22 protein-coding genes are annotated in these 26,761 nt (G+C 64.7%); 16 read left to right on the top strand and 6 right to left on the bottom strand.

Annotated features, from left to right (window positions below; genetic code table 11):
* Nucleotides 1–13: 13 nt before the first annotated feature.
* The 5 genes from GJ695_RS09250 to msrQ all read left to right on the top strand — a co-directional run bounded on the left by GJ695_RS09250 (nt 14) and on the right by msrQ (nt 5,686).
* The gene (locus tag GJ695_RS09250; protein ID WP_371866514.1) at nt 14–646 is read left to right on the top strand and encodes a c-type cytochrome; all 633 of its coding nucleotides are present in this window, start codon (nt 14–16) and stop codon (nt 644–646) included.
* Nucleotides 647–773: 127 nt separating this feature from the next.
* Nucleotides 774–2,867: a cytochrome c biogenesis protein ResB gene (locus GJ695_RS09245; protein ID WP_154364056.1), complete on the top strand. Its 2,094-nt coding sequence runs from the start codon at nt 774–776 to the stop codon at nt 2,865–2,867.
* Between the two features lie 12 nt (nt 2,868–2,879).
* Entirely contained in the window at nt 2,880–4,034 is a 1,155-nt protein-coding gene (ccsB, locus tag GJ695_RS09240) for a c-type cytochrome biogenesis protein CcsB (RefSeq protein ID WP_154364053.1), read from the top strand.
* A 69-nt stretch (nt 4,035–4,103) separates the two neighbouring features.
* The gene (gene msrP / locus GJ695_RS09235) at nt 4,104–5,081 is read left to right on the top strand and encodes a protein-methionine-sulfoxide reductase catalytic subunit MsrP (protein WP_154364051.1); all 978 of its coding nucleotides are present in this window, start codon (nt 4,104–4,106) and stop codon (nt 5,079–5,081) included.
* The gene (gene msrQ, locus GJ695_RS09230; protein ID WP_154364049.1) at nt 5,081–5,686 is read left to right on the top strand and encodes a protein-methionine-sulfoxide reductase heme-binding subunit MsrQ; all 606 of its coding nucleotides are present in this window, start codon (nt 5,081–5,083) and stop codon (nt 5,684–5,686) included. The genes msrP and msrQ overlap by 1 nt, the downstream gene beginning before the upstream one ends.
* A gap of 40 nt (nt 5,687–5,726) precedes the next feature.
* On the opposite strand, the gene lysA is transcribed toward msrQ, so the two are convergent.
* Together lysA and lptM are read right to left on the bottom strand one after the other, a co-directional pair.
* On the bottom strand, nt 5,727–7,004 hold the full coding sequence (lysA, locus tag GJ695_RS09225; protein WP_154364047.1) for a diaminopimelate decarboxylase: 1,278 nt from the start codon (nt 7,002–7,004) through the stop codon (nt 5,727–5,729).
* 5 nt (nt 7,005–7,009) lie between these two features.
* Nucleotides 7,010–7,189, bottom strand: a complete 180-nt coding sequence (gene lptM, locus GJ695_RS30030; RefSeq protein ID WP_371866513.1) for an LPS translocon maturation chaperone LptM — start codon at nt 7,187–7,189, stop codon at nt 7,010–7,012.
* Nucleotides 7,190–7,232: 43 nt separating this feature from the next.
* On the opposite strand from lptM, the gene cyaY reads away from it, so the two are divergent.
* Nucleotides 7,233–7,565, top strand: coding sequence for an iron donor protein CyaY (cyaY, locus tag GJ695_RS09220; RefSeq protein ID WP_154364045.1), 333 nt, complete (start codon nt 7,233–7,235; stop codon nt 7,563–7,565).
* Here the strand turns inward: cyaY and GJ695_RS09215 are convergent.
* The gene (locus tag GJ695_RS09215; protein ID WP_154364043.1) at nt 7,562–9,931 is read right to left on the bottom strand and encodes a penicillin-binding protein 1A; all 2,370 of its coding nucleotides are present in this window, start codon (nt 9,929–9,931) and stop codon (nt 7,562–7,564) included. The genes cyaY and GJ695_RS09215 overlap by 4 nt on opposite strands.
* 327 nt (nt 9,932–10,258) lie before the next feature.
* Here GJ695_RS09215 and GJ695_RS09210 point away from each other — a divergent pair, with 327 nt between their 5' ends.
* The 9 genes from GJ695_RS09210 to GJ695_RS09170 all read left to right on the top strand — a co-directional run bounded on the left by GJ695_RS09210 (nt 10,259) and on the right by GJ695_RS09170 (nt 20,902).
* Nucleotides 10,259–11,335, top strand: coding sequence for a pilus assembly protein PilM (locus GJ695_RS09210; protein ID WP_154364041.1), 1,077 nt, complete (start codon nt 10,259–10,261; stop codon nt 11,333–11,335).
* On the top strand, nt 11,335–11,985 hold the full coding sequence (locus GJ695_RS09205) for a PilN domain-containing protein (RefSeq protein WP_154364039.1): 651 nt from the start codon (nt 11,335–11,337) through the stop codon (nt 11,983–11,985). Before GJ695_RS09210 ends, GJ695_RS09205 begins: the two co-directional genes overlap by 1 nt.
* Entirely contained in the window at nt 11,985–12,659 is a 675-nt protein-coding gene (locus tag GJ695_RS09200) for a type IV pilus inner membrane component PilO (RefSeq protein WP_154364037.1), read from the top strand. Before GJ695_RS09205 ends, GJ695_RS09200 begins: the two co-directional genes overlap by 1 nt.
* Nucleotides 12,656–13,195, top strand: coding sequence for a pilus assembly protein PilP (locus tag GJ695_RS09195; protein WP_154364035.1), 540 nt, complete (start codon nt 12,656–12,658; stop codon nt 13,193–13,195). Before GJ695_RS09200 ends, GJ695_RS09195 begins: the two co-directional genes overlap by 4 nt.
* Entirely contained in the window at nt 13,192–15,387 is a 2,196-nt protein-coding gene (locus tag GJ695_RS09190; protein ID WP_154364034.1) for a type IV pilus secretin PilQ, read from the top strand. The genes GJ695_RS09195 and GJ695_RS09190 overlap by 4 nt, the downstream gene beginning before the upstream one ends.
* A gap of 32 nt (nt 15,388–15,419) precedes the next feature.
* Nucleotides 15,420–17,591, top strand: coding sequence for a beta strand repeat-containing protein (locus GJ695_RS09185; RefSeq protein WP_154364032.1), 2,172 nt, complete (start codon nt 15,420–15,422; stop codon nt 17,589–17,591).
* A gap of 12 nt (nt 17,592–17,603) precedes the next feature.
* On the top strand, nt 17,604–19,247 hold the full coding sequence (gene aroKB, locus GJ695_RS09180) for a bifunctional shikimate kinase/3-dehydroquinate synthase AroKB (protein ID WP_154364030.1): 1,644 nt from the start codon (nt 17,604–17,606) through the stop codon (nt 19,245–19,247).
* Between the two features lie 14 nt (nt 19,248–19,261).
* Nucleotides 19,262–20,398, top strand: coding sequence for a deoxyguanosinetriphosphate triphosphohydrolase (locus GJ695_RS09175; RefSeq protein ID WP_154364028.1), 1,137 nt, complete (start codon nt 19,262–19,264; stop codon nt 20,396–20,398).
* A 75-nt stretch (nt 20,399–20,473) separates the two neighbouring features.
* Nucleotides 20,474–20,902 (top strand): hypothetical protein, encoded by a 429-nt coding sequence (locus GJ695_RS09170; protein WP_154364026.1) that lies wholly within the window; start codon nt 20,474–20,476, stop codon nt 20,900–20,902.
* Here the strand turns inward: GJ695_RS09170 and mutY are convergent.
* The 3 genes from mutY to mutM are packed head-to-tail and all read right to left on the bottom strand — an operon-like array spanning nt 20,899 to nt 24,817.
* Nucleotides 20,899–22,029 carry an A/G-specific adenine glycosylase gene (gene mutY / locus GJ695_RS09165; protein WP_154364023.1) on the bottom strand — a complete coding sequence of 377 codons (1,131 nt, stop codon included), beginning with the start codon at nt 22,027–22,029 and terminating at the stop codon, nt 20,899–20,901. The genes GJ695_RS09170 and mutY overlap by 4 nt on opposite strands.
* A 12-nt stretch (nt 22,030–22,041) precedes the next feature.
* Nucleotides 22,042–23,970 (bottom strand): dynamin family protein, encoded by a 1,929-nt coding sequence (locus GJ695_RS09160; protein WP_154364202.1) that lies wholly within the window; start codon nt 23,968–23,970, stop codon nt 22,042–22,044.
* 13 nt (nt 23,971–23,983) lie between these two features.
* Nucleotides 23,984–24,817, bottom strand: coding sequence for a bifunctional DNA-formamidopyrimidine glycosylase/DNA-(apurinic or apyrimidinic site) lyase (gene mutM, locus GJ695_RS09155; RefSeq protein ID WP_154364021.1), 834 nt, complete (start codon nt 24,815–24,817; stop codon nt 23,984–23,986).
* A gap of 185 nt (nt 24,818–25,002) precedes the next feature.
* Here mutM and GJ695_RS09150 point away from each other — a divergent pair, with 185 nt between their 5' ends.
* Nucleotides 25,003–26,751, top strand: a complete 1,749-nt coding sequence (locus GJ695_RS09150; RefSeq protein ID WP_154364200.1) for a tetratricopeptide repeat protein — start codon at nt 25,003–25,005, stop codon at nt 26,749–26,751.
* Nucleotides 26,752–26,761: the final 10 nt, after the last annotated feature.

Below are 26,761 nucleotides of genomic sequence, written 5' to 3'. Positions count from 1 at the left end.
GAATAGTGTGAACATGTTTTCACCGATTGTAAAATCCCTGCTCGTTGCCTTGCTGGCCGTTTCGGCCACGGCTTCCGCCGCTCCTAAAATCGATCCTGCCAAGGGCGCCAGTCTGTTCACCGACGGTGACGCCGCCCGTGGCTTGCCGGCCTGCGTGTCGTGCCACGGCGCCGGCGGCAATTCCACCATCACCGTCAATCCCAAGCTGGCCGGCCAGCACGAAGCGTATTTGTACAAGCAACTGGTGAACTTTACGACGGCGGACCGGAATCAACCGGTCATGACGACCTATGCGAAGATGCTGACCGACGAGGAAAAGCACAATATCGCGGCCTGGCTGGTGACGCAGAAGCCGAACCCGGGCGCCGCCAAGAACAAGGACACGGTTGAACTGGGCAAGAAAATCTACCGTGGCGGCATCGCCGAGAAGAGCGTGCCGGCCTGCGCCAGCTGTCACGGCGCCACCGGCGCCGGCATTCCGGTGCAGTATCCGCGCATCGCCGGCCAGCACCAGGACTACACTGTCGCGGAGCTGGGCCTGTTCAAGGCCGGCACCCGCAAGAGCCTGGAGATGGCGCCGATCGCCAAGCGCATGTCGGATGAAGAGATGAAGGCCGTCGCCGATTACATGGCAGGCCTGAAATAAAGTTGACGAATCCGCATGCATCGCATGCGGATCACCCAAAAGAAGAGGGCGGCAGCGTGAGCATGCCGCCCTTTTTCTTGTTATGCTGCCGCCTGCCAGCAACTTTTATTAAAGAATCTGAACACGCATGAGTAGCCCAAGCACCACCGGCATCCAGCTGAAAACCCGCCGCCCCGTCGTCGGCGAAATCGTCGAACTGATTTCGTCCATGCGTTTCGCCATCGCCTTGCTGGCGATGATCGCCATCGCCGCCATCATCGGCACCGTGATGAAGCAGGGCGAACCGTCGGCCAATTACATCAACCAGTTCGGCCCGTTCTGGTACGAGATCTTCCGCAAGATCGGCCTGTACAACGTGTACTCGACCTGGTGGTTCCTGCTGCTGATGACGGCGCTGGTCACCTCGACCACGCTGTGCATCGTGCGCAACGGCCCGAAGATGCTCAAGGACATGCGCAGCTGGCGCGAGAACGTGCGCGAGCAATCGCTGCTGAACTTCCACCACAAGATGCAATGGCGTTCGCCGCTGCCGCGCCAGGCGCTGGCACAGCAGAGCGCGGCGCGCCTGAAGGACGCCGGCTACCAGGTCAAGCTGGTGGAAAAGGACAGCGGCACGCTGGTCGCCGCCAAGCAGGGCGCGGCCAACAAGTTCGGCTACATCTTCGCCCACTCGGCCATCGTCATCATCTGTCTCGGCGCGGTGATGGATTCGGACGTGCCGATCCGCCTGCAGGAATGGTTCCTCGGCAAGACGCCGTTCACCGGCAGCGGCCTGATCTCGCAAGTGCCGCCGCAGCACCGCCTCAGCACCGGCAATCCCACCTTCCGCGGCAACACCATGATCCCGGAAGGGCAGAACAGCAGCACCGCCATCCTGGCCCGTCCGGACGGCGTGCTGATCCAGGAACTGCCGTTCACCATCAACCTGAAGAAATTCACCATCGATTTCTACAGCACCGGCATGCCCAAGCTGTTTGCCAGCGATGTGGAAGTGCGCGACAACCAGACCGGCGAAACGGTCAAGGGCACCATCGAGGTCAACCATCCGCTGATCTTCAACGGCGTGGCGATCTACCAGTCCAGCTTTGAAGACGGCGGCAGCAAGCTCAAGTTGAGCGGCTTCCCGATGAGCGGCGGCGACAGCAAGCCGTTCGAGATCGCCGGCGAAGTGGGCGGCACCACGCCGCTGAACGACGCCTACACGGTCGAGTGGACCGGCTTCCGCCCGTTCAACGTCGAGAACGTCGGCCCGACCGACGATCCGCGCGCTGTCACCAAGGGCAAGAGCCTGGAGGAAGAACTGGCGCAGAGCCTGGACAAGCACACCGGCTCGGCCGGCAAGAACGCCAGCAACAAGAACCTGAAGAACGTCGGCCCGAGCGTCAACTACAAGTTGCGCGACAAGACCGGCCAGGCGCGCGAATACCAGAACTACATGCAGCCGGTCACCGTCGACGGCGCCACCGTGTTCCTGGCCGGCGTGCGCGCCAATCCGTCGGACAACTTCAGCTACCTGCGCATTCCGGCCGACGACGGCCACAGCGTCAAGGAATGGATGCGTCTGCGCGCCGCGCTGCACGACCCGGCGCTGCGCAGCGCCGCCGCCCAGCGCTATGCCGAACGCGCCACGCCGAATTCGGCTGCGGGCGACGCCCTGCGCGCGCAGCTGCAGGCCTCGGCCGACAAGAGCCTGGGCATCTTCGCCGGCAACGACAAGTCGGGCGGCTTCATGGCCATCTCGCAGTTCCTGGAAAAGATTCCGCCGGGCGAGCAGGAAAAGGCGGCCGATGTCTTCATGAAGATTTTGAACGGCAGCCTGTGGGACTTGTGGCAGGTGGCGCGCGCCAAGGATGGCCTGGCCTCGGTCAGCGAGGACGAGAACCACGCGCGCTTCCTGCAACTGGCCACCAATGCCTTGTCGGACGCCTTCTTCTACGGCGGCCCGGTCTACCTGCAACTGGACGACTTCACCGAGATCAAGGCCTCGGTGTTCCAGGTGACGCGTTCGCCGGGCAAGAATGTGGTCTACCTCGGCTGCCTGTTCCTGGTGCTGGGCGTGTTTGCCATGTTCTACATCCGCGAGCGCCGCCTGTGGATCTGGATCAAGGACGATGCCGCCGGCGCCGAAGCGCTGATGGCCATGAGCACCCAGCGCAAAACGCTGGACTTCGAGCGTGAATTTGAAATACTGAAAGAAAAACTGCCACAGTCGGCAGCGTAAGCAGGAGAGAAAATGGACATCACCCAATCCCAGCAAACTTATTCCCAGGCGCCAGGCTACTTCAAGCGGCTGAACCCGGCCGACTGGCTGTTTGCGCTGGCGCTGCTGGCCGGCGCCGTGTTCGGCCTGAGCCGCTATGGCGCGTTCATGAACTATTACGAGCAGGTGATCCTGGCGGCGGCGGTGCCGGTGTTTGCCGCGCTGGGCTGGCACTGGAAGCCGGTGCGCTGGCTGATGCCGCTGATCGCGCTGCTGTCGTTGTGGGCGATCTCGATGTACGCCGGCGACCTGGATAACGGCACCAGGAAATTCTGGCTGCGCATGATGCTGTCGAGCCAGTCGGCGGTGCTGTGGATGAGCGTGATGTTCGTGATCTCCACCGTGTTCTACTGGATCGGCTTTGCCGGCCGTTCGGCCGCCTCGTCCAGCATCGGCTCCAAGCTGTGCTGGGCCGCCGTGGTGCTGGGCTGGACCGCGATGATGGTGCGCTGGTACGAGTCCTACCTGATCGGCGCCGACGTCGGCCATATCCCGGTGTCCAACCTGTACGAAGTGTTCATCCTGTTCTCGCTGATCACCGCGATGTTCTACCTGTACTTCGAACAGCGCTACGCCACCCGCCAGATGGGCCCGTTCGTGCTGCTGGTGGTCAGCGCCGCCATCGGCTTCCTGATGTGGTACACCACCTCGCGCAATGCGGCCGACATCCAGCCGCTGCTGCCGGCGCTGCAAAGCTGGTGGATGAAGATCCACGTGCCGGCCAATTTCATCGGTTACGGCAACTTTGCGCTGGCGGCCATGGTCGCGGCGGCCTACCTGCTGAAGACCTCGGGCTACCTGAAGGACCGCCTGCCGTCGGAAGAAGTGCTGGACGACGTCATGTACAAGGCCATCTCGGCCGGCTTCGCCTTCTTCACCATCGCCACCATCCTGGGCGCGCTGTGGGCGGCCGAGGCGTGGGGCGGCTACTGGTCGTGGGATCCGAAAGAGACCTGGGCCCTGATCGTCTGGCTCAACTACGCGGCCTGGCTGCACATGCGCCTGATGACGGGCCTGCGCGGCCGTCCGGCGGCCTGGTGGGCGCTGGTGGGCCTGCTGGTGACGACCTTTGCTTTCCTCGGCGTCAACATGTTCCTGTCCGGCCTGCACTCCTACGGCAAGTTGTAAACGGAAGTTTAATATTCGCTCCGGGAGATTCGTGTAAGGTTGAGCCTTACCGTTTCTTCTGGAGCCGACATGTTGATCAAGCGTCCCCCCAATGGCATAGACCTGCCGTTTTCCTCGGAAATCACGCCGCGCCAGGTGTACGAATCGCGCCGCAGCTTCATGAAGCAGATCGCCATGGGCGCGGTGGGCGGCGCGGCGCTGCTGGAGATGGCGCAGCGTGAAGCCTTCGCGCAGGGCACGGGCGCCAAGCTGCCCGCCAGACTGAATCCGGCCTATTCGGCGCTGGACAAGCAGACGCCCTACAAGGACGCCACCACCTACAACAACTACTATGAATTCGGCACCGACAAGAGCGAGCCGGCCATGTACGCCGGCACGCTGAAGACCCGTCCGTGGTCGATTTCCATCGAGGGCGAAGTCAAGAAACCGATGACCCTGGACCTGGACGCGCTGCTCAAGCTGGCGCCGATGGAAGAGCGCGTGTACCGCCTGCGCTGCGTCGAGGGCTGGTCGATGGTGATCCCGTGGATCGGCTATTCCTTTTCGGAGATCATCAAAAAGGTAGAGCCTACTGGCAACGCCAAGTATGTAGAATTCGTAACGTTGGCCGACAAGAAGCAGATGCCGGGCGTCGGCAGCCGCGTGCTGCAATGGCCGTACACCGAAGGCCTGCGCATCGACGAAGCGAACCACCCGCTGGCGCTGCTGACCTTCGGCATGTATGGTGAAGTGCTGCCGAACCAGAACGGCGCGCCGGTGCGCATGGTGCTGCCGTGGAAGTACGGCTTCAAGTCGGCCAAGTCGATCGTCAAGATCCGCTTCGTCAAGGAGCAGCCGCGCACTTCGTGGAACCTGTCGGCGTCGAACGAGTACGGTTTTTATTCGAACGTGAATCCGGACGTGGACCACCCGCGCTGGTCGCAGGCGTCGGAGCGCCGCATCGGCGAGGACGGCTTCCTGTCGCGCAAGCGCAAGACCCTGATGTTCAACGGCTATAACGATGTGGCCCCGCTGTACGCGGGCATGGACCTGAAAAAATTCTACTGATGCCGACAACGAAACAAATCAGCTGGATCAAGGGCGTCCTCTTCGTGCTGGCGCTGGCGCCCCTGCTGCGCATGGTGTACCTGACGGCGACCGGGCAACTGGTCGATCCGCTCGAATTCATCACGCGCGGCACCGGCGACTGGACCTTGTACTTCCTGTGCTTCACGCTGGCGGTGACGCCGCTGCGGCGCCTGAGCAAATGGAACTGGCTGGTCAAGCTGCGCCGCATGCTGGGGCTGTACGTGTTCTTCTACGGCTTCCTGCACTTCATGACCTTCCTGTGGTTCGACCATTTCTTCGACCTGGCCGAGATGTGGAAGGACGTGCTGAAGCGGCCGTTCATCACGGTCGGCTTCATCGCCTTCGTGCTGCTGATACCGCTGGCGCTGACCAGCACCAACGGCATGATCAAGCGCCTGGGCGGCAAGCGCTGGCAATGGCTGCACCGGCTGATCTACGTGATCGCCCCGCTGGCGATCCTGCACTTCTGGTGGATGAAAGCGGGCAAGCACAACTTCACCCAGCCGATCATCTTCGGCGCCATCCTCGGCATCCTGCTGTTGATGCGCATCTACTGGGCTGCACGCAAGGCTGCGGCACAATGAAAAAAGCCGCCGGCGGTGAGGCGGGCGGCTTGTTGGGGAATTACTTGATCAGCGATTCCAGCGCGTAGAGGTCTTCCGGCTTTTCGCGCTTGCGCACCAGGTGCGGCACCTCGCCATCGACGATCACCTCGGCGGCGCGGCCGCGGGTGTTGTAGTTGGAGGCCATGGTCATGCCGTAGGCGCCGGCCGTGTGCATCACCAGCAGGTCGCCGGCGGCCACCGCCAGCGCGCGGTCGCGCGCCAGCCAGTCGCCGGATTCGCAGATCGGGCCGACCACGTCGTAGGTTGCCGCCGCCGCGCCGCTCTGCACCACCGGCTGCATGTCCATCCACGCCTGGTACAGCGCCGGACGCGCCATGTCGTTCATCGCCGCATCAACGATGCAGAAATTCTTTTCTTCGCCGTGCTTGAGGAACTCCACGCGCGTCAGCAGCACGCCGGTGTCGCCGACGATCGAACGGCCCGGCTCGAAGATCACCTTGATCGCCTTGCCGTGGTGGCGCGCGGCGCGCCAGGCGTCGATCTTGGCGAACAGGCGGCCCAGGTAGTCGCCCACCGGCACCGGCGCCGCTTCGCCCGCTTCACGGTAGTCGATGCCGATGCCGCCGCCGATGTCCAGGTGGTGCAGTTCGATGCCTTCCGCACCCAGCTGGTCGATCAGCTCGATCAGGCGGTCCAGCGCTTCCAGCAGCGGCGCGTCGTCCAGCAGCTGCGAGCCGATGTGGCAGTCGATGCCGGCCACTTCCAGGTGCGGCAGCTGGGCGGCGGTGCGGTAGGTGTCCAGCGCATCGTCGAACGCCACGCCGAACTTGTTGGCTTTCAGGCCGGTGGCGATGTACGGGTGGGTCTTGGCGTCCACGTTCGGGTTCACGCGCAGCGAGATGCGGGCTTTCTTGCCCATCGAACCGGCCACCTCGTTCAGGCGGTGCAGCTCGGGAATCGATTCGACGTTGAAGCACAGGATGTCGTGCGACAGCGCCAGGCGCATTTCGTCCACGCTCTTGCCGACGCCGGAGAAGATCACCTTGCGCGGATCGCCGCCCGCCGCCAGCACGCGCAGTAGCTCGCCGCCGGAGACGATGTCGAAGCCCGCGCCCTGGCGCGCCAGCAAATCGAGGATGGCCAGGTTGGAATTGGCCTTCATGGCGTAGCACACCAGCGCGTCGCGGCCGGCGCAGGCGTCGGCGTAGGAGGCGAAGTTGGCCAGCAGCGCGGCCTTGGAATACACATAGGTAGGCGTGCCGAATTGCTCGGCGATCGCGCTCAGCGAAGCGCCTTCGGCGTGCAGCACGCCGTCTTTATACGAAAATTGCGACATAGACTTTATTGTTGGGGAGCGGGAGGCACCGGCGAGGTGGTAGGCGCAACGGCGCCGCTCTTGGCGGTGGGCTTGGCTGCAGGAGGCTTGGGCAGGTACAGCGGACCGGGTTGGCCGCAGCCGCTCAGCAATACGGTCAGGCACAGGATAGATGTGCCGATAATCAAACGGAAAGTGGACTTCACGATAAAATCATGGATTATTTAAGTGCAGATACTGGAGTGTAGCATGGGCGAATCAGAATTCATGGCGCAAGCCGAAGCCACCCTCGACGCCATCGAGGCCGCGCTGGACCGTTTGAACGACGCCGACATGACCGATGTCGAGTGCAGCCGCAGCGGCAACGTGCTCGAAATCGAGTTCATCGACAACGGATCCAAGATCATCGTCAACAGCCAGGCGGCGATGCAGGAGCTGTGGGTGGCCTCGCGCTCCGGCGGCTACCACTACCGCCAGAAGGACGGCAAGTGGCTCAACACCCGCGACGGCTCCGAGCTGTTCGCCACCCTGTCCGATGAAGTCACCAAACAGGGCGGCAGCCCGGTGGTCCTGACGCCCTAGAACAACTCGTTCTTGACGGCGTCCTTGGCCTTCTCTTCGGCCGGGGTGCCATGCCCCGGCGCATCGAGGTTGTTGACCCCGGTGCCCGGCGGATTTTCCGTGTAGTAGTACTCATCCCCCACCAGCATCACGCCTTCCGGCACCGCGCGTTCCTCGACCGGGATGCTCTTCAGTGCTTTCTGCATGTAGTTGATCCAGATCGGCAGCGCCAGGCCGCCGCCGGTTTCGCGGTTGCCCAGGTTCTTCGGCTGGTCGTAGCCGATCCAGGCGATGCCCACCAGCTTGGCCTGGTAGCCGGCGAACCAGGCGTCGATCGAGTCATTGGTGGTGCCGGTCTTGCCGGCGATGTCGCGGCGGCCCAGCACATTGGCCTTGGCGGCGGTGCCGAAGCGCACCACGTCCTTCAGCATCGAATCCATCAGGAAGGCGTTGCGCTCGTCGATGACGCGGTTTTTCTCGTCGCCGGCCAGGTCGGGATGGGCCTGCGACAAAATCTTGCCGTCGGCGTCGGTCACCTTGGAAATCAGGTAGGGGCTGACCTTGTAGCCGCCGTTGGCGAACACCGCGTAGGCGCCGGCCATCTGCAGCGGCGTGACGTTGCCGGCGCCCAGTGCCAGGGTCAGGTAGGGCGGATTCTTGTCGGCGTCGAAGCCGAAGCGGGTGGCGTATTCCTGGCCGTACTTGGCGCCGATGCGGTGCAGGATGCGGATCGAGATCATGTTCTTGGACTTGGTCAGGCCCTTGCGCATGGTCATCGGCCCTTCATACTTGCCGTCGTAGTTCTTCGGCTCCCACGCCTGGCCGCCGGTCTGGCCGGCGTCGAACGAGATCGGCGCGTCGTTGATGATGGTGGCCGGCGACAGGCCGCGTTCCAGCGACGCCGAATAAATGAACGGCTTGAACGATGAACCGGGCTGGCGCCAGGCCTGGGTCACGTGGTTGAACTTGTTGCGGTTGTAGTCGAAGCCGCCGACCATGGCCTTGATCGCGCCATCCTGGGTGCTGGCCGCCACGAAGGCCGATTCGATTTCCGGCATCTGCGCCACCAGCCAGTCCTTGCCCTCCTGTAGCACGCGGATCACGGCGCCGCGGCGGATGCGCTTGTTCGGCGGATTCTTGTCCGACAGCCAGGAACGGCCCTGTTCCAGGCCGGCGCCGCTGATCTTGATCTCCTCGCCCGAGGCGGTGACCGCGGTGATCAGCTGCGGCGTGGCCGACAGCACCACGGCGGCGATCAGGTCGTCGTTGTCCGGATGCTCGGCCAGCACGGTCTCGATGGCGTCGTCGGCGTCTTCCTTGGCGGCCGGGATGTCGATATAGGCTTCCGGGCCGCGATAGGCGTGGCGGCGCTCGTAATCCATCACGCCCTTGCGCAGCGCCAGGTAGGCGGCGTCCTGGTCGGCCTTGGTGATGGTGGTGAACACGTTCAGGCCGCGGGTGTAGGTATCTTCCTTGAATTGTTCGTAGACCAGCTGGCGCGCCAGCTCGGCCACATACTCGGCGTGCACGCCGAATTCGCTGCTGTCGGTCTTGACCTTCAGTTCCTCGGCCTTGGCGGTCTCGAACTGCTTGTCGCTGATGTAGCCCAACTCATGCATGCGCTGCAGGATGTACTGTTGCCGGGTGCGGGCGCGCTTCGGGTTGACCACCGGGTTGTAGGCGGACGGCGCTTTCGGCAGGCCGGCCAGCATGGCGGCTTCGGCGATGCTGATGTCGCGCAGGTTCTTGCCGAAGTAGATTTGCGCGGCGGACGAGAAACCGTAGGCGCGCTGGCCCAGGTAGATCTGGTTCATATAGACCTCAAGAATCTGGTCCTTGGTCAGGTTCTTCTCGATCTTCCAGGCCAGCAGCATTTCGTAGACCTTGCGCTTGATGGTCTGTTCGCTCGACAGGAAGAAGTTGCGCGCCACCTGTTGCGTAATGGTCGACGCGCCTTGCTTGCCGCCGCTGCCGATCGCATTGTGCAAGCCGGCGCGCAGGATGCCGGTGTAGTCGACGCCGCCGTGCTCGTAGAAGCGGTCGTCCTCGATCGCCAGCACGGCTTTCTTCATGACATCCGGGATGTCCTTGATGCGCACCAGGTTGCGGCGCTCTTCGCCGAACTCGCCGATCAGCACGTTATCGGCCGAGAAGATCCGCAGCGGCATCTTCGGCCGGTAGTCGGTCAGCGTGTCGAGTTCCGGCAGGTTGGGATAGGCCATCGCCAGGCCGAACACCACCAGCAGCACGCCCGTGATCCCCAGTCCGAGCACGGACAGGCCGGCCAGCAGGAAAAAGCGCGAGGAGCGCGACGCGACCTTGGCGGATTTGTTGTCAGCTTTATCAGGCGGGTTGGTTGGTGGCGGTGCCGAATTGGAAGTGGCCATGCAGTGCGATCTTTCTATGAATTGTCCGGGCCATTATAAGCGAGCGGCGCGCCGTTCCATATGACAGGAATATTTCTGCGTGAGCAACAAAACAACTGAGTTGTTTTTGCTGCCATGAAGGCAAAAATAAGTGTGGTGAAACCCTCACACCCACACAATTGTGCACAGTAGAAATACCTTTACACTTAAATAGGCTCGATTTAATGTACAGGCTGATATAAGCCGTCTAAATGCTGGTTTTCAAACGAGTTCCGTTATGCAAACAGTTCGACAACATGCTCGGATGCACTGCTGTGCTGGCGCCAGCCATGGCGCCGGAGGCCTCGTATGATCGATTTCAAGGCCCTGCTGGGCCAAGGCAGCCCGCCGCTGGTGGGCATCGATATCAGCACTTCCAGCGTGCGGCTGGTGGAACTGGTGCAGGGCGCCAAGGGCGAACTGAAGCTGGAACGCTACGCCGCCGAGCCGCTGCCGCGCAACGCCGTCACCGACGGCAACATCGAAAACATGGACCAGGTGGTGGAAGCGGTGCGCCGCGTCTGGAAGAAGAGCGGCACCCGCGCGCGCCACGCGGCGCTGGGCATGCCGCCGGCGTCGGTCATCACCAAGAAAATCATCCTGCCGGCCGGGCTGCCGGAAGACCAGCTGGAAGTGCAGGTCGAATCCGAAGCCAGCCAGTACATCCCGTTCGCGCTGGACGAGGTCAGCCTGGACTTCGACGTCATCGGCCCGGCCGCCAATTCGGCCGACGACATCGAAGTCATGCTGGCCGCCTCGCGCCGCGAAAAGGTAGAGGACCGGGTGGCGATCGCCGAAGCGTCCGGCCTCAAGGCCACCGTGATGGACATCGAATCCTACGCCGCGCGCGCCGCGCTGGACCGCGTCGTCACGCAACTGCCGGAAGCCGGCGCCGGCCAGGTCATCGCGCTGTTCCAGATCGGCGCCCAGGTCACCCATATTTCCGTGATGCTCGACGGCGTCACCGTCTACGAGCGCGAACAGCCGTTCGGCGGCAACGCGCTGACCCAGGACATCGTGCGCAGCTACGGCATGTCCTTCGACGAGGCCGAGGCGCGCAAGAAAACCGGCGACCTGCCGGACAACTACCATGCCGAACTGCTGACGCCGTTCCTGGAAAGCGCCGCGCTGGAAGTCACGCGCGCCATCCAGTTCTTCTACACCTCCACGCCGTACACCAAGGTCGACCAGCTGTACCTGGCCGGCGGCTGCGCGCTGATCCCCGGCCTGCTGGAACTGGTGGCCAGCCGCACCCGCATTTCCAGCGCGGTGATCTCGCCGTTCAAGGGCATGCAGATCGGTTCGTCCGTGCGCGAGTCGCAGCTGCGGCTCGACGCGCCGGCCTACCTGGTGGCCTGCGGCCTGGCCCTGCGGAGGTTCGACTGATGATACGCATCAACCTGCTGCCGCACCGCGAAGAAAAACGCAAGCAGAAGAAGCAGGCCTTCTTCGCCTTGCTGGCGCTGGGCGGCGTCATCGGCGTCGGCATCGTGCTGCTGGTGGGCGGCTACAACGCGCGCGCCATCTCGATCCAGGATGCGCGCAACACGGAACTGAAAACCGCCATTAGCGGCCTCGACAAGAAAATCGCCGAGATCGCCACGCTGAAGCAGGAAATCGAGGCGCTCAAGGCGCGCCAGCAGGCGGTCGAGGATTTGCAGGGCGACCGCAACCAGCCGGTCTACCTGCTGGATGAACTGGTGACGCAGACGCCGGCCGGCGTCTACCTCAAATCGTTCCGCCAGGACGGCCAGAAGGTGGCGGTCAACGGCTATGCGCAATCGCAGGAGCGGGTGTCGGAACTGCTGCGCAACCTGGCCGGCGTGTCGCCGTGGCTGGAACGGCCGGACCTGATCGAAGTGAAGTCCACCGGCCTGGGCCAGGGCAAGACCGCCAAGAAGGTGGTGGAGTTCAACCTGACCGTGTTCATCAAGCGGCCGCGCGACAAGGACAAGCCGGAAGAGGGGGCCAAAGCCAAGGCGCCCGGCGCACCGGCCAGCGGCCTGCCGCCGGCCAAAGCAGCGGGGCACGCATAATGGCCAAGGCAAACATCAACCTCAACGAATTGTTTGCGGACCTGGCCGACCAGTTCCGCGACCTCAACGGCCGCCATCCGGGCCAGTGGCCGCTGGCGCCGCGTGTGCTGTGCGCCATCGGCGTGGCGCTGGCGGTGTGCGCGGCCGGTTACTTCGGCTACTGGAGCTCGCAGTTCGAGGAGCAGGACGCCGGCCTCCAGCTTGAGGAAAAGCTGCGCGGCGAGTACAAGCTCAAGACCGCGCAGGCGATCAACCTCGATGCGCTGCGCGCGCAGAAGGCCCAGGTCGACCAGTACGTCGAGCGCCTGCAGAAACAGCTGCCAAGCAAGGCCGAGATGGCCGCGCTGCTGACCGACATCAACCAGGCCGGTTCCGGCCGCGACCTGCAGTTCGACCTGTTCAAGCCGCAGCAGGTGGTGATCAAGGATTACTACGCCGAGCTGCCGATCGATCTCAAGATCACCGGCAACTACCACGACATCGGCGCCTTCACCGGCGACATCGCCAACCTGTCGCGCATCGTCACCCTCAACAACCTGGCGCTGAACACCGGCAAGGACGGCACGCTGACCCTGGAGGCGGTGGCCAAGACCTTCCGCTACCTCGATCCGGAAGAGGTGGCCGCGCAGCGCAAGGCCGCCGCCGACAAGAAGAAGGCGGCGAAAAAATCATGAAGACGCTTCTCGCATCCCTGATGGCCCTGTGCCTGCTGGCCGGCTGCGGCGACAGCGACGTGCAGGAAGTGCGCAGCTGGATGAAGCAGGTCGACGCCCAGACCCAGGTGCGGGTGCCGCCCATCGCCGAACCCAAGGTGTTCATCCCCTACGCCTACGCGCGCAAGGACGAGATCGACCCGTTCAATCCCAACAAGCTGCTGGCCGAGCTGGCCAAGCAGGCCGCCAGCGGCGGCGGCAACGGCCTCAAGCCGGACATGGAGCGCCGCAAGGAATTGCTGGAGTCCTATCCGCTCGACACCATCAAGATGGTCGGCACCATCGAGAAGAAGGGCGTGATGCACGCCGTGCTGCAGGTCGACCGCGCCGTGCACCAGGTGGTGGTGGGCCAGCACCTGGGCGAGAACTACGGCCGCATCACCGGCATCAGCGACAACACTGTCACCGTCAAGGAAATCGTCCAGGACGCCACCGGCGACTGGGTCGAGCGCCTGTCCAAGTTGGAACTGCAGGAAAGCAAGGAGAACACCAAATGACCGCTCATCTCACGGCCCGGCGCGCCTTGGCCGCCGCCACTTGGGCGCCTGTGCTGGCCATCGCGCTGGCCTTGCAGTTCGCCGCCGGCGCCCAGGCGCAGACCGCGGCGCCGGCGGCGTCCAGCGTCGCCGCCAACGCCATCGAGGCGATCTCCGCCAGCCAGCAGGGCGCCAACGTCATCGTCCGCATCAAGCTGCGCAACGCGCCGGACAAGCTGCCGATCAACTTCGCCATCAGCAATCCGGCGCGCATCGCGCTCGACTTCGGCGCCACCGTCAACGCTACCGGCAAGACCTCGCTGGAACTGAACCAGGGCGAGCTGCGCGGCGTGAACTTGGTGCAGGCCGGCGAACGCTCGCGGCTGGTGTTCAACCTGAAGCGCTCGCTGAACTACGCCACCGCCATCGACGGCAACACGGTGATCCTGACCATCGACGGCTCCGGCGGCCTGGCCACGGCGGTCGACGGCGCCGGCCTGCCGGTGGCCAAGACGGCCGCCGCGCCGGCCGGCAAACAGCTGTTGCGCGATCTCGATTTCCGCCGCGGCGCCAACGGCGAAGGCCGGGTCGTGGTCGATCTGCCCAACAACCAGGTGGCGGTCGATGTGCGCCAGACGCCGACCGGCGTGGTGGTCGAGTTCCTCAAGACCGGCGTGCCGGAAAGCCTGCGCCGCAAGCTTGACGTCGGCGACTTCGGCACCCCGGTGTCGCAGGTCACCACCGTGCCGCAGGGCGAGAACACGCGCCTGACCATCGAGGCGCGCGGCCTGTGGGAACAGACCGTCTACCAGAGCGACACCCAGCTGGTGGTCGACATCAAGCCGATCAAGGAAGATCCGAACAAGCTGACCCAGGGTTCGCAGGGCTATCGCGGCGAGAAGCTGTCGTTCAATTTCCAGAACGTCGAAGTGCGCGCGGCGCTGCAGGCGATCGCCGACATCTCCGGTCTCAACATCATCACCAGCGACAGCGTCGCCGGCAACCTGACGCTGCGCCTGAAGGAAGTGCCGTGGGACCAGGCGCTGGACGTGATCCTGCAGGCCAAGGGTCTGGACATGCGCAAGAACGGCTCGGTGATCTGGATCGCGCCGAAAGAGGAATTGCTGACCAAGGAAAAACTGGAACTGGAGCAGCGCGCCCAGATCGCCGACCTGGAACCGCTAAAGTCGGAAATCTTCCAGCTCAACTACCAGAAGGCCGAAGCGTTCAAGCTGGTGTTCGGCCTCGACGGCGGCGACAGCAAGAACCGCATCCTGTCCAAGCGCGGCAGCGCCATCATCGAGCCGCGCACCAACCAGCTGTTCGTCACCGACATCCCGTCCAAGCTGGAAGACGTGCGCCGCCTGATCGCCAAGACCGACATCGCCACCAAGCAGGTGCTGATCGAAGCGCGCATCGTCGAGGCCAGCGACACCTTCACCCGCAACCTCGGCGCCAAGCTCGGCTTCACCGACCTGCGCACCCAGCGCGGCGGCGACTCCGGCTACCAGCTCGGCAGCGGCAACACCCGTATCGGCATCGGCGGCAACATCACCGGGGTCGGCGAAACCACCGGCCAGGTGGCGGTCGGCGCCAACAGCTACGCCAACAGCCAGTTCGTCAACCTGCCGGCCGCCAGCATCAACGGCGCCCAGGCCGGCAGCCTGGCGGTCAGCCTGTTCTCCTCGGCCGCCAACCGCTTCCTCAACCTGGAGCTGTCGGCGCTGGAAGAGGACGGCACCGGCAAGATCATCTCCAGCCCGCGCGTGATCACCTCCGACAAGTCGGTGGCGCTGATCGAGCAGGGCATCGAGCTGCCGTACCAGGTGGCCACCAGCAGCGGCGCCACCTCGATCCAGTTCCGCAAGGCCAACCTGCGGCTCGAAGTGACGCCGCAGATTACGCCGGACGGCAACGTCGTCATCGACGTCGACGTCAACAAGGACAGCGTCGGCCAGGAAACCCGCTCCGGCTTCGCCATCGACACCAAGCACGTCAAGACCCAGGTGATGGTCGACAACGGCGGCACCGTGGTGTTGGGCGGCATCTACCAGCTCACCGAGCGCAGCACCACCGACAAGGTCCCGCTGCTGGGCGATGTGCCGGTGCTGGGCTATCTGTTCCGCAGCAATACCCGCACCAACGACAAGACGGAGCTGCTGGTGTTTATCACGCCGAAGATCGTCGCCGAAAAGCTGTCCTCGGCACGCTAGGTTGAATCAATCGACAACGATGGGATGCATTCATGAATAAATTCAAGGAATGGCTGACGGCGCTTGCCTGCGCGGGCCTGTTAGCCGCGTGCGGCGGCGGCGGCGGTTCGCCGGGCACCAACAGCGCCGGCGTGGCGCCATCGAAGGCGGCCAGCGTGACGCTGACGGCCGACGCCACCACCATCGCCTCGTCCGGCCTGGACGGCACCGAGGTGACCCTGACGGCCATCGTCAAGGACGCCGGCGGCAATGCGCTGGCCGGTGAGACGGTCAGCTTCAGCGCCAGCTCGGGCACCATCACCAGCACCAACCGCAGCACCAACACCTCGGGCCAGGTGGTGGAAAAACTCAGCGTCAAGGGCGATGCGTCGCTGCGCACCATCACCATCACCGCCAGCGCCGGCAACGCCAAATCCAGCGCCATCACGGTACAGGTGGTCAACGCCGTGCCGACCCTGACGCTGACCGCCGACTCCGGCACGCTGCCGTCCGGCGGCACCAAGAACGTCACCGTCACCGCGCTGGTGCGCGACGCCAACAACAACGTGGTGCCGAACGTGACCGTCAGCCTGAAGTCCGATTCCGGCAGCCTGACCGTGGCCAACCCGGTCACCAGCGCCCAGGGCATCGTCACCGGCACGCTGGGCATCGGCAGCGACGCCACCTCGCGCAACATCACCGTCAGCGCCAGCGTGCCGGGCGCCACCGCCACGCCGATCGTGGTGCGCGTCAGCGGCAATGTGCTGACCATCAGCGCCGCGCCGACCATCAGCGCCGGCGCCAGCGCCGACGTCACCGTCAAGCTGGTCGATTCGGCCGGCAACGCGCTGGTCGGCACGCCGGTCAGCTACAGCGCCAACGCCAACTCGCTGACCGTCAAGGGCGGCGGCGCGGCGGTCACCAATTCCGCCGGCCAGCTGGTGCTCAGCTATACCGCCAGCGGCGGCACGGCCGACGTCATCACCGTCAAGGCCATGGGGGAAATCGCCTCGACCGGCATCAGCATCAATTCGTCGACCTTCGCGGTGCGCGTGCTGGACGGCAGCGGCAATGTCGAAGCGGCGGCGCCGATCGGCGGCTGCCAGCAGGTGGCCGTGACCAATGCGCCGGGCGCCAGCGTCACCCTCAGCACCTCGCGCGGCACCATCTACAGCGACGCCGGCTGCGGCGCGCCGCTGAACGGCGCGCTGGCCCTGTCCGGCGGCGCCGCCACCGCCTTTGTCAACGCCACCGGCCCCGGCGTGGCCACGCTGACCGCCAACGCCGCCGGCCAGACCACCCAGACCACGCTGGCGTTCTATGCGCCGGTCACCGGCTCGTCCACCATCACGCTGCAGGTCGATCCGGCCACCATCGGCACCAACACCGGCGGCAGCACCAGCGAACAGGCCACCCTGCGCGCGGTGGTGCGCGACGGCACGGCGCAGAATAACCTGGTCCAGAACGCCAGCGTGTCGTTCTCCATCCTCAGCGATCCGAGCGGCGGCCGCCTGACCGAGCCGTCGGTGGCGATCACCGGCGCCGACGGCGCCGCCACCGCCAGCTTCATCGCCGGCAGCTCGGTCACCGCCACCAACGGCGTGCGCATCCAGGCGCGCCTGAACGGTGGTTCCAACGCCAGCGCCACGGCGACCCTGACGGTGGCGCAGAAATCGATGTTCATCAGCGCCGGCACCGGCAACACCGTCGGCACGCCGGGCAGCACCACCTACCAGCTCGACTACGTGGTGATCGTCACCGACGCCGCCGGCAATGCGGTGCCGGGCGTCAACCTGACCGCCTCGGTGCTGCCGACCGTCTACTACAAGGGCGTGCTGGCCTATACCGCGCCGAGCGGTCCGTGGGAGCCGGTGTCGCGCACCGCCTGCGCCAACGAGGACGCCAACAACAACGGCATCCTCGACGCCGGCGAAGACGCCAACGGCAACGGCGTGCTCGATCCGGGCATTCCGGTCACCGTCACGCCGAGCGTGACCACCGACGCCAGCGGCCGCGCCACGGTGTCGCTGGTGTATCCGCGCGACCGGGTTTATTGGCTCGATGTCAACCTGACCATTCGCGGCCAGGCCAGCGGCACGGAGTCCCGCTACACCTCTCTGGTACACTTGATAGGATTGAGTACCGATTACACGTCGCAAACTGTCCGCCCGCCCGGCGCCAGCAGTCCATACGGGGTGTCGACGCAGTGCAGTAACCCGTTATAACTTGGATCGTGCATGCAAAATGTGTTTTTAGTCGGCCTGATGGGGGCAGGAAAGACCACCATCGGCCGCATCCTGGCGCGCAAGCTGGGGCTGAAGTTTATTGATTCCGACCACGAGATCGAGGCGCGCACGGGCGCGTCGATCCCGTGGATCTTTGAAATCGAGGGCGAAGCCAGCTTCCGCCGCCGTGAAGCCGAGGTGATCCGCGAGCTGTGCGGCCAGGAGGGACTGGTGCTGGCCACCGGCGGCGGCGCCGTCCTCAACGCCGAGAGCCGCGCCCTGCTCAAGTCGCGCGGCACCGTGGTGTACCTGCGCGCGACCGTGCACAGCATCCTGCAGCGCACCGCCCACGACAAGAACCGGCCGCTGCTGCAAACCGCCGATCCGCGCAAGAAACTGGAAGAATTGATGGCGGTGCGTGATCCTTTGTACACGGAAATTGCCGATTTGGTCATCGATACCGGCCGTCCTAACGTACAATCGATGGTTCAGACCATTTTGAACCAGTTGGAAACCCAGGCCTGCGAGGCCGCGCCCAACTGTGTGACCTACGCACAACCATCGATGAACGAACAATCCACCATCCTGTTAAACGTCGAATTGGGCGAGCGCAGCTACCCGATTTCCATCGGCCCGGCGCTGCTCAACGACACCGCCTTGCTGGCGCGCCATGTGCACGGCAGCAAGGTGGCCATCGTCACCAACACCACCGTGGCGCCGCTGTACCTGGAACGCGTCGAGCGCGGCCTGCGCGACGCCGGCAAGCAGGTCATGTCCGTGATCCTGCCGGACGGCGAGGAATTCAAGAACTGGACCAGCCTGATGCGGATCTTCGATGCGCTGCTGGAAAACAAGGCCGACCGCAAGACCACGCTGGTGGCGCTGGGCGGCGGCGTGATCGGCGACCTGACCGGCTTTGCGGCCGCCAGCTATATGCGCGGGGTCGACTTCATCCAGGTGCCGACCACGCTGCTGTCGCAGGTCGACTCGTCGGTGGGCGGCAAGACCGGCATCAACCACCCGCTGGGCAAGAACATGATCGGCGCCTTCTACCAGCCGCGCGCGGTGATCGCCGATACCTCGACGCTGGAAACGCTGCCGGCGCGCGAACTGGCGGCCGGCCTGGCGGAAGTGATCAAGCACGGCGCCATCATCGACGCCGCCTTCTTCGACTGGATCGAAGCCAATATCGGCAAGCTGGTGGCGCGCGACAAGGGCGCGCTGGCCTACGCCATCGCCCGCTCGTGCGAAATCAAGTCGGACGTGGTGCGCCAGGACGAGCGCGAAGGCGGGCTGCGCGCCATCCTGAATTTCGGCCACACCTTCGGCCACGCCATCGAAAACGGCCTCGGCTACGGCGAGTGGCTGCACGGCGAAGCGGTCGGCTGCGGCATGGTGATGGCGGCCGATCTGTCGCAGCGCATGGGCCTGATCGACGCGGCGTCGGTCGCGCGCGTGCGCGCGCTGGTGGCGGCGGCCGGCCTGCCGGTCAAGGCGCCCGACCTGGGCGCCGAACGCTGGCTGGAGTTGATGGAAGTCGACAAGAAGAACGAAGGCGGCGCCATCAAGTTCATCCTGCTCAATCCGCTGGGTGCGCCGAAGATCACCAACGCGCCGCGGGAGCTGCTGCTGGCGACGCTGGCCGCCTGCGTCTGAGCGGGGAGGCCGCGATGTCGCCGGAAGAATACCTCGCTCCCTACGCGGCCCATTCGGAAGGCGGCGCCGGCCGCCATCATCCGGAGACGGCGCATGCGTCGCGCAGCCAGTTCCAGCGCGACCGCGACCGCATCATCCACTCGTCGGCGTTCCGCCGGCTCGAGTACAAGACCCAGGTGTTCCTCAACCATGAAGGCGACCTGTTCCGCACCCGGCTGACCCACAGCCTGGAGGTGGCGCAGATCGGCCGTTCGCTGGCGCGCAACCTGCGCCTGAACGAGGACCTGGTGGAGGCGATTTCGCTGGCGCACGACCTGGGCCACACGCCGTTCGGCCACGTCGGCCAGGATGTGCTCAACGAGTGCATGCAGCACCATGGCGGCTTCGAGCACAACCTGCAAAGCTTGCGCGTGGTCGACGAGCTCGAAGAGCACTACGGCGCCTACGACGGCCTGAATCTGATGTTTGAAACGCGCGAGGGCATTCTCAAGCACTGCTCGCTGAACAATGCGCGCGTGCTGGGACCGGTGGCGCAGCGCTTCATCGACCGCACGCAGCCGTCGCTGGAGGCGCAGCTGACCAATCTGGCGGATGAGATCGCCTACAACAGCCACGATATCGACGACGGCCTGCGTTCCGGCCTGATCACCATCGGGCAGCTGGAGCAGGTGGATTTCTTTGCGCGGCTGTGGCGCGATGTGCAGCTGGCGTTTCCCGGCCTGTCGGGCCGGCGCGCGATTTACGAAACCTTGCGCCGCCTGATCACGGCGCTGGCGGACGACCTGATCGTCACGTCCAGCGCGCGCATCGCCGAGGCGGCGCCGAAGCATATCGACGACGTGCGCGCGGCGCCGCCGCTGATCCGTTTTTCGGAGGGCATGCGCAAGGATGCAACCGAGCTCAAGCGCTTCCTGCATGCGAATCTGTATCGTCACTACAAGGTCAACCGCATGCGGGTGAAGGCCAGCCGCATCGTGCGCGAGCTGTTCGAGTCCTTCATGGCCGAGCCGGTGCTGCTGCCGCCGGATTACCAGGACAAATCGGGCGACGTGAACAAGCAGGCGCGCAAGATTGCCGACTACATCGCCGGCATGACCGACCGCTACGCCATCCGCGAACACCGCCGCCTGTTCTCGCTCGACGAGCTCTGATCTGCCTCAAGCACGGCAAGCGCCGCGCTTGACGTTGCGCCTTGCGCGGTCGATGATGAGGAACGGGAGGCCGCCATGGATCAGCAAATCACCGAGCGTGTCAGCACATTGGAGACGGACGTCGCCGTCATCCAGTCCAATTACGTCCGCAGGGATGAATTCTCAGCGTTGCGCGAAGAAGTGGGCGTCGGCTTCGCCAAGACTGACGCCAGGATTGACATCGTTCGTAACGAACTCAACAGCAAAATTGACCTCATGCATGCTGAGTTCAACGCCAAGATTGACCTCCTGCATACCGAACTCAACGGCAAGATGGACGCTGGCTTTACCCGACTTGACGGCAAGATGGACGTTGGCCTTACTCGACTCGACGGCAAGATTGATCAGGTCCGCGAGGAACTCGGTGGCAAAATCGACCGGGCCATCGCCACCATGCTGCGGTGGACCTTTGGCTTGCAGCTCACCATCGTCGCGCTCGCCATTGCTGCCATCAAATACCTCTAGAACATCCGCTGCTGGGCCTCGCGGCTGTCGCCCACCAGTTCCAGCAGCAGCTTCTTGATCGGCGCCGGCAGGGCGGCGTCGGCGATGCGGGCGGCGTCGAGCCAGACGTGGCCGGATTCGGCGGCCATCGGCAACCGCTTCGCCAATGTCACGCGGTAGGGCGCGATGTGCAGCTTGTAGTGCGTGAACACATGCGTCACCGTCGACAGGCGTTCACACGATTCCATCTGGCCGAACTTGCCCACCGCGCGCAGCAAGGCATCGTCATCGGCCGGCGCCACCTCGTCATCCTCCGCCACCACGTGGCCGTCGAGTTCCGGCAGCGACAGCAGCCCGCCCCAGATACCGCTCGGCGGCCGCTGCTCCAGCAGCACCTGGCCGCCGTCGACGATCGCCAGCATCACCGCATGCTTCTCCGGCGTCGCCTTCTTTGGCTTGCGCACCGGCAGATCCTTGGTGCGGCTGGTGGCGAACGCCACGCAGCGCGGCTGCATCGGGCAACGCTCGCACGACGGACTGCTGCGCGTGCACAAGGTCGCGCCCATGTCCATCAAGCCCTGCGTGTACGACTCGATGCCCACCTCCGGCAACAGCGCCTCCGCGCGTCGCCACATGGCTTCCTCGGTCTTGCGCTCGCCCGGATAGGTATCGATGCCGAACACGCGCGCAAACACGCGCTTGACGTTGCCGTCCATGATGGCCGCGCGCCGGCCGCTGGAAAACGCCGCGATCGCCGCCGCCGTCGAACGGCCGATGCCCGGCAGCTCCGCCAGCAACAAAGGATCGGAAGGAAACACGCCGTCATACTCGGCCACCACGCGCTGCGCGCACTTGTGCAGATTGCGCGCCCGCGTGTAGTAGCCCAGGCCGCTCCACTGCGCCATCACATCCTCGACCGGCGCGGCGGCCAGGTCGCGCAGGGTAGGGAAGCGCTCCAGGAAGCGCGCGTAATAGCCCAGCACCGCCGACACCTGCGTCTGCTGCAACATGATTTCCGACAGCCAGATCAGGTAGGCGTCGCGGGTGTTCTGCCACGGCAGCACATGGCGGCCATGCACTTTTTGCCAGCCGATCAGGTCGGCCGAAAAACTCGGGTCTGCAAAATTCTCTACTGCTACAACTTTCATTCTGTTCCTAGATTAGGCGGCGGCGTCGAGCGCCACGAATTCCGCGTTGATGGCGATGCTGATCGCACCGGCCAGTTCATTCAGGCGCGTCTTCTGCACCTCCAGCTCCTGCTGGCTGTGCTCGAACGCGTCAATCTTCTGTTCCAGGCTGTCGGTCGCATCGTGGATGCGCTGGATCGAACCGAGCCGGTGCTTCAACTGATCCTTGTGCTGGCGGATCTGCGCCTCCAGCGGCGCCATGATCACCTTCAGCCACGCCTCGGCGTCGTTGTTCGCCGAGCGGAAGCAGCCGCGCACGCGCGAGGCGATGGTGTCGAAGAACTTCTCCATCAGGGTCACGCGGCTGGTGGTGATCAGCGTCGCCGTACCGAAGGTCTTGTAGTAGATCGCCTCGATGCTGGCCAGCTCGTCACGGTAGCGGTCCAGCGAAAACGGCATCGGCAGCGCCAGCGTCAGGCCGTGCTCGGCGGAGAAGCGGCGGTACATCACGCCCATCATCTCGCTGATTTCCAGCGTCTTGCGCTCGGCCGCGTCGAGGTTGGCGCGGGTGCGCTCGAAGTAGCCGCGCACCGCCTCGCGCACGCCAGTGAAGAAGCGGCTGCGCTGCATCTCCTGGCGCACCAGTTCGATGTCGTCGCGCACGATGTCCATGCCCATGCTGGTGTACAGCTCGGTCGACAAACGCGTGAACACGGCGCGCGTCGCCTGCAGCTTGAACAGGCTGGCGTCGAATTCTTTTTTCTCCACGTCGATGCGGCGCATCATGTGGGCGATCACGCTCTGGTTCTTGCCGCGCAGGCTGCGCAGCTCGTGCAGCTGCTCGACGATGCCGCGCGCGCGGCCGTTCAGCATGCCCAGCTGCGCCGTGTTCAGCGCCTGCAATTCCTCGGTCAGCTGCTTGCGCACGATGTCCTTCTTGGCCGGAATCAGCTCGTTGAACAGCGCGCCTTCCAGCGCGTGCAGGCGGCTGCGCGCGATCAGCGCCACGTCGCGGTTGATCTTGCCCACCAGCGCCTTCTGCGCCGACACCGGAAACACCTGGCGCGGCTCCAGCGCCAGCACATGCGCCACATTGGCCTGCTGCCGTTCGATCTCGGCGTTGACGTCGTCCTCGCTGCGCAGCTCGTCCCACATGCTGTCGATCTTGTTCAGCACCACCAGGCGGCCGGCGCCGGCGCCGATGTGGTTGCGCCAGACTTCGATGTCGCTCTTGGTCACGCCGGTGTCGGCCGCCAGGATGAACAACACCGCGTGCGCGTTCGGAATCAGGTTCAGCGTCAGCTCCGGCTCGGTGCCGATGGCGTTCAGGCCCGGCGTGTCGAGGATCACCAGGCCCTGCTTCAACAGCGGATGCGGGAAGTTGATGATGGCGTGCCGCCACAGCGAAATCTCCACCTGGCCGTGCTCGTCCAGCGTGACCGGCATGTCCGGATCGTCCTCGTCGTACAGGCCGTAGCGCTTGGCTTCCTCGACCGGCACGTAGCGCGTCTTGCTGACCTGCTTGAAGGCTTCGTGCATGTCGGCGCCGGCGTCCAGGTTCAGCGGCAGCACGGTCCACGCGGCCGGCTGCTCGCGGTAGTCGCTGGTGGACAGGTTGTCGGCCCGCGTCTCGATCGGCAGCAGGCGGATCGACGGCGCCAGCGTGTGGTCCCACAGCAGTTCGGTCGGGCACATGGTGGTGCGGCCGGCCGCCGACGGCAGGATGCGCTGGCCGTACTCGGCAAAGAAGATGGCGTTGATCAGTTCCGACTTGCCGCGCGAGAATTCGGCGACAAAGGCCACCGACAGCTTGTCGTCGGCCAGCCGCGCCAGCGTGCGCGTGATGCGCTGGTCGGTGGCGGCGTCGGTCAGGGATGCGCCCGCCACCCACGACTGATAATTCTTCAGTGCGGTGACCACGCCTTGCCGCCAGGCGCTGTATTGTTCGAAATCCCTGACCATCATCAGTCTGCCCTTATTTTTGGCAATTCACACAATAGAAGGTGGAGCGCTGGCCCTGCTTGATCTGGCGCACCGGCGCCGCGCACACGCGGCAGGGCACGCCAGCCCGATCATAGACGAAATACGTCTGCTGGAAATACCCGGACTGCCCGTTGACGCTGATAAAGTCGCGCAGCGTGCTGCCGCCCTGGACGATGGCCTCGGCCAGGATCTCGCGCACCGCCTGCGCCAGTTTCTCGTAGCGCGCCAGGCTGATGCGCTTGGCCGGCGTCTTCGGATTGATGCCGGCGCGGAACAGGCTTTCCGATGCATAAATATTACCGACACCCACCACGATATCGCCCGCCAGCAGCACCTGCTTGACCGGCGCGCTGCGCTGCCGGGTCTGATCGTACAGCAATTTGCCGCTGAAGCCCGCTTCCAGCGGCTCCACGCCGAGGCCGCGCAGCAGTACGTGGTGTTCCAGGTCGCCGTCGGCGTCGTCGTGCCACAGCACGGCGCCGAAGCGGCGCGGGTCTTTCATGCGCAGCACCTGGTTGCCTTCCGGACCGCTGACCTCCAGGTCGAAGTGGTCGTGCTTTTCCGGCTCGATGCCCGGCGCCATCACCCGCAAATGGCCCGACATGCCGAGGTGGATGATCAGCGTGCCATGCTCGAAATGGATCAGCAGGTATTTGCCGCGGCGGCCGGTGCGCAGCACCTTGCGCTGCGCCAGCAGCTGCGGCAGCTCGGGCGGGAAGGGCCAGCGCAAACCCTCGCGGCGCAGCACCACCTGGCGCACGGTGCGGCCTTCGACATGGGGCGCGACGCCGCGCCGGGTGACTTCGACTTCTGGTAATTCTGGCATCTGTCTGGCAACTGTCTCTTAGGGCTGAGGAAATAAAGGCGGGTAACGTCTGGCCGTGGCGGAATATTTGGTTACACTAGTCAAACTCCGCCCGCGATGCGATCGGCGTAAAATCTGACTGTACTTTGCTGACCTGCCAGGATCTACCCTTGAAAAACGCTTTCGCCATTGTAACCCTCTCTGCCATGCTGTCGGCGTGTGCCATCGCGCCGGAAAAACCGGCCGCGTCCGCCGCTGCGCCGCAGCCCGCCGCGCCCGCCGAGGCGGAAGCGCCGGCTGTCGCCGAAGCGCCGGCCCCGGCGCCGGAAGTGCTGCCGAATACCGAGCTGACGGGCGATCTGCTGTTCCGCATCACCAAGGCCGAACTGGAGTTCAAGAAGGGTCAGTGGCAGGGCCCGTACATCACCATGATGTCGCTGGCCCAGCAGACCCGCGATCCGCGCCTGGCCAAGCGCGCCGCCGAAATGGCGCTGACCGCCAAGCAGAGCGGCGAAGCGGTGGCCGCCATCCGCCTGTGGCGCAGCCTGGCGCCGGAGTCGGACGAGGCGGTGCAGTACTTCCTCGGCTTTGCCGTGGTGGCCGACGACCTCGGCGAGGCGGAAGCGCTGTTCGAGGAACGCCTGAAAAAAGCCAAGCCGGCCGCGCGCCCGCTGGTGATGTTCCAGATGCAGCAGTACCTGCTGCGCGCCAAGGACAAGAACGCCGCCTTCACGCTGCAGGAGCGCGTGCTGATGCCGTATGACGACACGCTCGAAGCCCACCTGATCCTGTCGCAGGGCGCGTTCAGCCTGAACGACCTGGCGCGCGCGCGCGACGAGTCGGCCAAGGCGCTGGCCATCAAGCCGGATTCCGAACTGGCGATCCTGACCAGCGCCCAGGTGTCGGGCGATATCGACGGCGCGCTCAAGCAACTGAGCGGCTTCCTGAACAAGTATCCGAAGTCGGCCGAGGTGCGCGCCGCCTACGCCCGCATCCTGGTGGACAACAAGCAGTTCGACGAAGGCCGCAAACAGTTCCTGATCCTGCTGAACGACCAGCCGGACAACATCGCCACGCTGTACGCGCTCGGCGTGATGTCGATGCAGTCCGACAATCTGCCGGAAGCCGAGAAATACTTCACCCGCTTCATCGCCGCGCTGGAGGATCATCCCAACGACGAGCGCGACCCCTCCAAGGTGCTGATGATCCTGTCGCAGATCGCCGAGCAGCGCGGCGACCTGGACGCCGCCTACAACTGGCTGGAAAAGGTCGACGGCAGCGATGAAAAAATCTACCTGGCCGCGCGCATGAAGATGGCGGTGCTGACCGCCCGCAAAGGCAATGTCGATGACGCCCGCAGGCAGCTGGCCGAACTGACGCCGGCCGATCCGAACGACCAGGCCCAGGTGTTCCAGACCGACGCCCAGCTGCTGCGCGACGCCGGCGACCACCGCGCCGCCTACGTGGTGCTGGAAAACGCGTTGAAGCGCTATCCGGGCAATCCCGACCTGCTGTACGACTTCGCGCTGGTGGCGGAAAAGCTGGGTCAGGTGGAGCTGATGGAAAAAGCCCTGCGCCAGGTGATGATCGCCGCGCCGGACAACCAGCACGCCTACAACGCGCTGGGCTACTCGCTGGCCGAGCGCAACGAGCGCCTGCCGGAAGCTTATTCGCTGATCGACAAGGCGATGAAGATGGCGCCGGGCGATCCCTTCATCATGGACAGCATGGGCTGGGTGCAGTTCCGCATGGGTAACCTGAACGAAGCGGAATCCTTCCTGCGCCGCGCCTACACCCTGCGCAACGATCCGGAAATCGCCGTGCACCTCGGCGAGGTGCTGTTCGTCAAAGGCGACGTCGCCGGCGCGCAGAAGCTGTGGCAGGAAGCGCACAGCAAGGACCCGAAAAACGACGCGCTGAAGAGCACGCTGGCGCGCCTGAATCAAAGCCTCTAATGCGAAGTGT

The sequence above is a fragment of the Duganella alba genome (genome assembly GCF_009674495.1).
GTDB lineage: Bacteria > Pseudomonadota > Gammaproteobacteria > Burkholderiales > Burkholderiaceae_D > Rugamonas > Rugamonas alba.
Note: the sequence above shows the minus strand (reverse complement) of the source record. Positions and strands in the feature narration are given on the sequence as shown.

Excerpts from the sequence above, each read along its gene's own strand:
- mutY (WP_154364023.1), bottom strand. The coding sequence starts at position 22,029 with ATGAAAGTTGTAGCAGTAGAGAATTTTGCAGACCCGAGTTTTTCGGCC.
- cyaY (WP_154364045.1), top strand. The coding sequence starts at position 7,233 with ATGGGCGAATCAGAATTCATGGCGCAAGCCGAAGCCACCCTCGACGCC.
- GJ695_RS09200 (WP_154364037.1), top strand. The coding sequence starts at position 11,985 with ATGGCCAAGGCAAACATCAACCTCAACGAATTGTTTGCGGACCTGGCC.
- aroKB (WP_154364030.1), top strand. The coding sequence starts at position 17,604 with ATGCAAAATGTGTTTTTAGTCGGCCTGATGGGGGCAGGAAAGACCACC.
- GJ695_RS09250 (WP_371866514.1), top strand. The coding sequence starts at position 14 with ATGTTTTCACCGATTGTAAAATCCCTGCTCGTTGCCTTGCTGGCCGTT.
- GJ695_RS09210 (WP_154364041.1), top strand. The coding sequence starts at position 10,259 with ATGATCGATTTCAAGGCCCTGCTGGGCCAAGGCAGCCCGCCGCTGGTG.
- mutM (WP_154364021.1), bottom strand. The coding sequence starts at position 24,817 with ATGCCAGAATTACCAGAAGTCGAAGTCACCCGGCGCGGCGTCGCGCCC.
- GJ695_RS09160 (WP_154364202.1), bottom strand. The coding sequence starts at position 23,970 with ATGGTCAGGGATTTCGAACAATACAGCGCCTGGCGGCAAGGCGTGGTC.
- GJ695_RS09185 (WP_154364032.1), top strand. The coding sequence starts at position 15,420 with ATGAATAAATTCAAGGAATGGCTGACGGCGCTTGCCTGCGCGGGCCTG.
- GJ695_RS09195 (WP_154364035.1), top strand. The coding sequence starts at position 12,656 with ATGAAGACGCTTCTCGCATCCCTGATGGCCCTGTGCCTGCTGGCCGGC.
- GJ695_RS09150 (WP_154364200.1), top strand. The coding sequence starts at position 25,003 with ATGCTGTCGGCGTGTGCCATCGCGCCGGAAAAACCGGCCGCGTCCGCC.
- GJ695_RS09215 (WP_154364043.1), bottom strand. The coding sequence starts at position 9,931 with ATGGCCACTTCCAATTCGGCACCGCCACCAACCAACCCGCCTGATAAA.
- GJ695_RS09175 (WP_154364028.1), top strand. The coding sequence starts at position 19,262 with ATGTCGCCGGAAGAATACCTCGCTCCCTACGCGGCCCATTCGGAAGGC.
- ccsB (WP_154364053.1), top strand. The coding sequence starts at position 2,880 with ATGGACATCACCCAATCCCAGCAAACTTATTCCCAGGCGCCAGGCTAC.
- msrP (WP_154364051.1), top strand. The coding sequence starts at position 4,104 with ATGTTGATCAAGCGTCCCCCCAATGGCATAGACCTGCCGTTTTCCTCG.
- GJ695_RS09190 (WP_154364034.1), top strand. The coding sequence starts at position 13,192 with ATGACCGCTCATCTCACGGCCCGGCGCGCCTTGGCCGCCGCCACTTGG.
- msrQ (WP_154364049.1), top strand. The coding sequence starts at position 5,081 with ATGCCGACAACGAAACAAATCAGCTGGATCAAGGGCGTCCTCTTCGTG.
- GJ695_RS09170 (WP_154364026.1), top strand. The coding sequence starts at position 20,474 with ATGGATCAGCAAATCACCGAGCGTGTCAGCACATTGGAGACGGACGTC.
- lysA (WP_154364047.1), bottom strand. The coding sequence starts at position 7,004 with ATGTCGCAATTTTCGTATAAAGACGGCGTGCTGCACGCCGAAGGCGCT.
- GJ695_RS09205 (WP_154364039.1), top strand. The coding sequence starts at position 11,335 with ATGATACGCATCAACCTGCTGCCGCACCGCGAAGAAAAACGCAAGCAG.
- GJ695_RS09245 (WP_154364056.1), top strand. The coding sequence starts at position 774 with ATGAGTAGCCCAAGCACCACCGGCATCCAGCTGAAAACCCGCCGCCCC.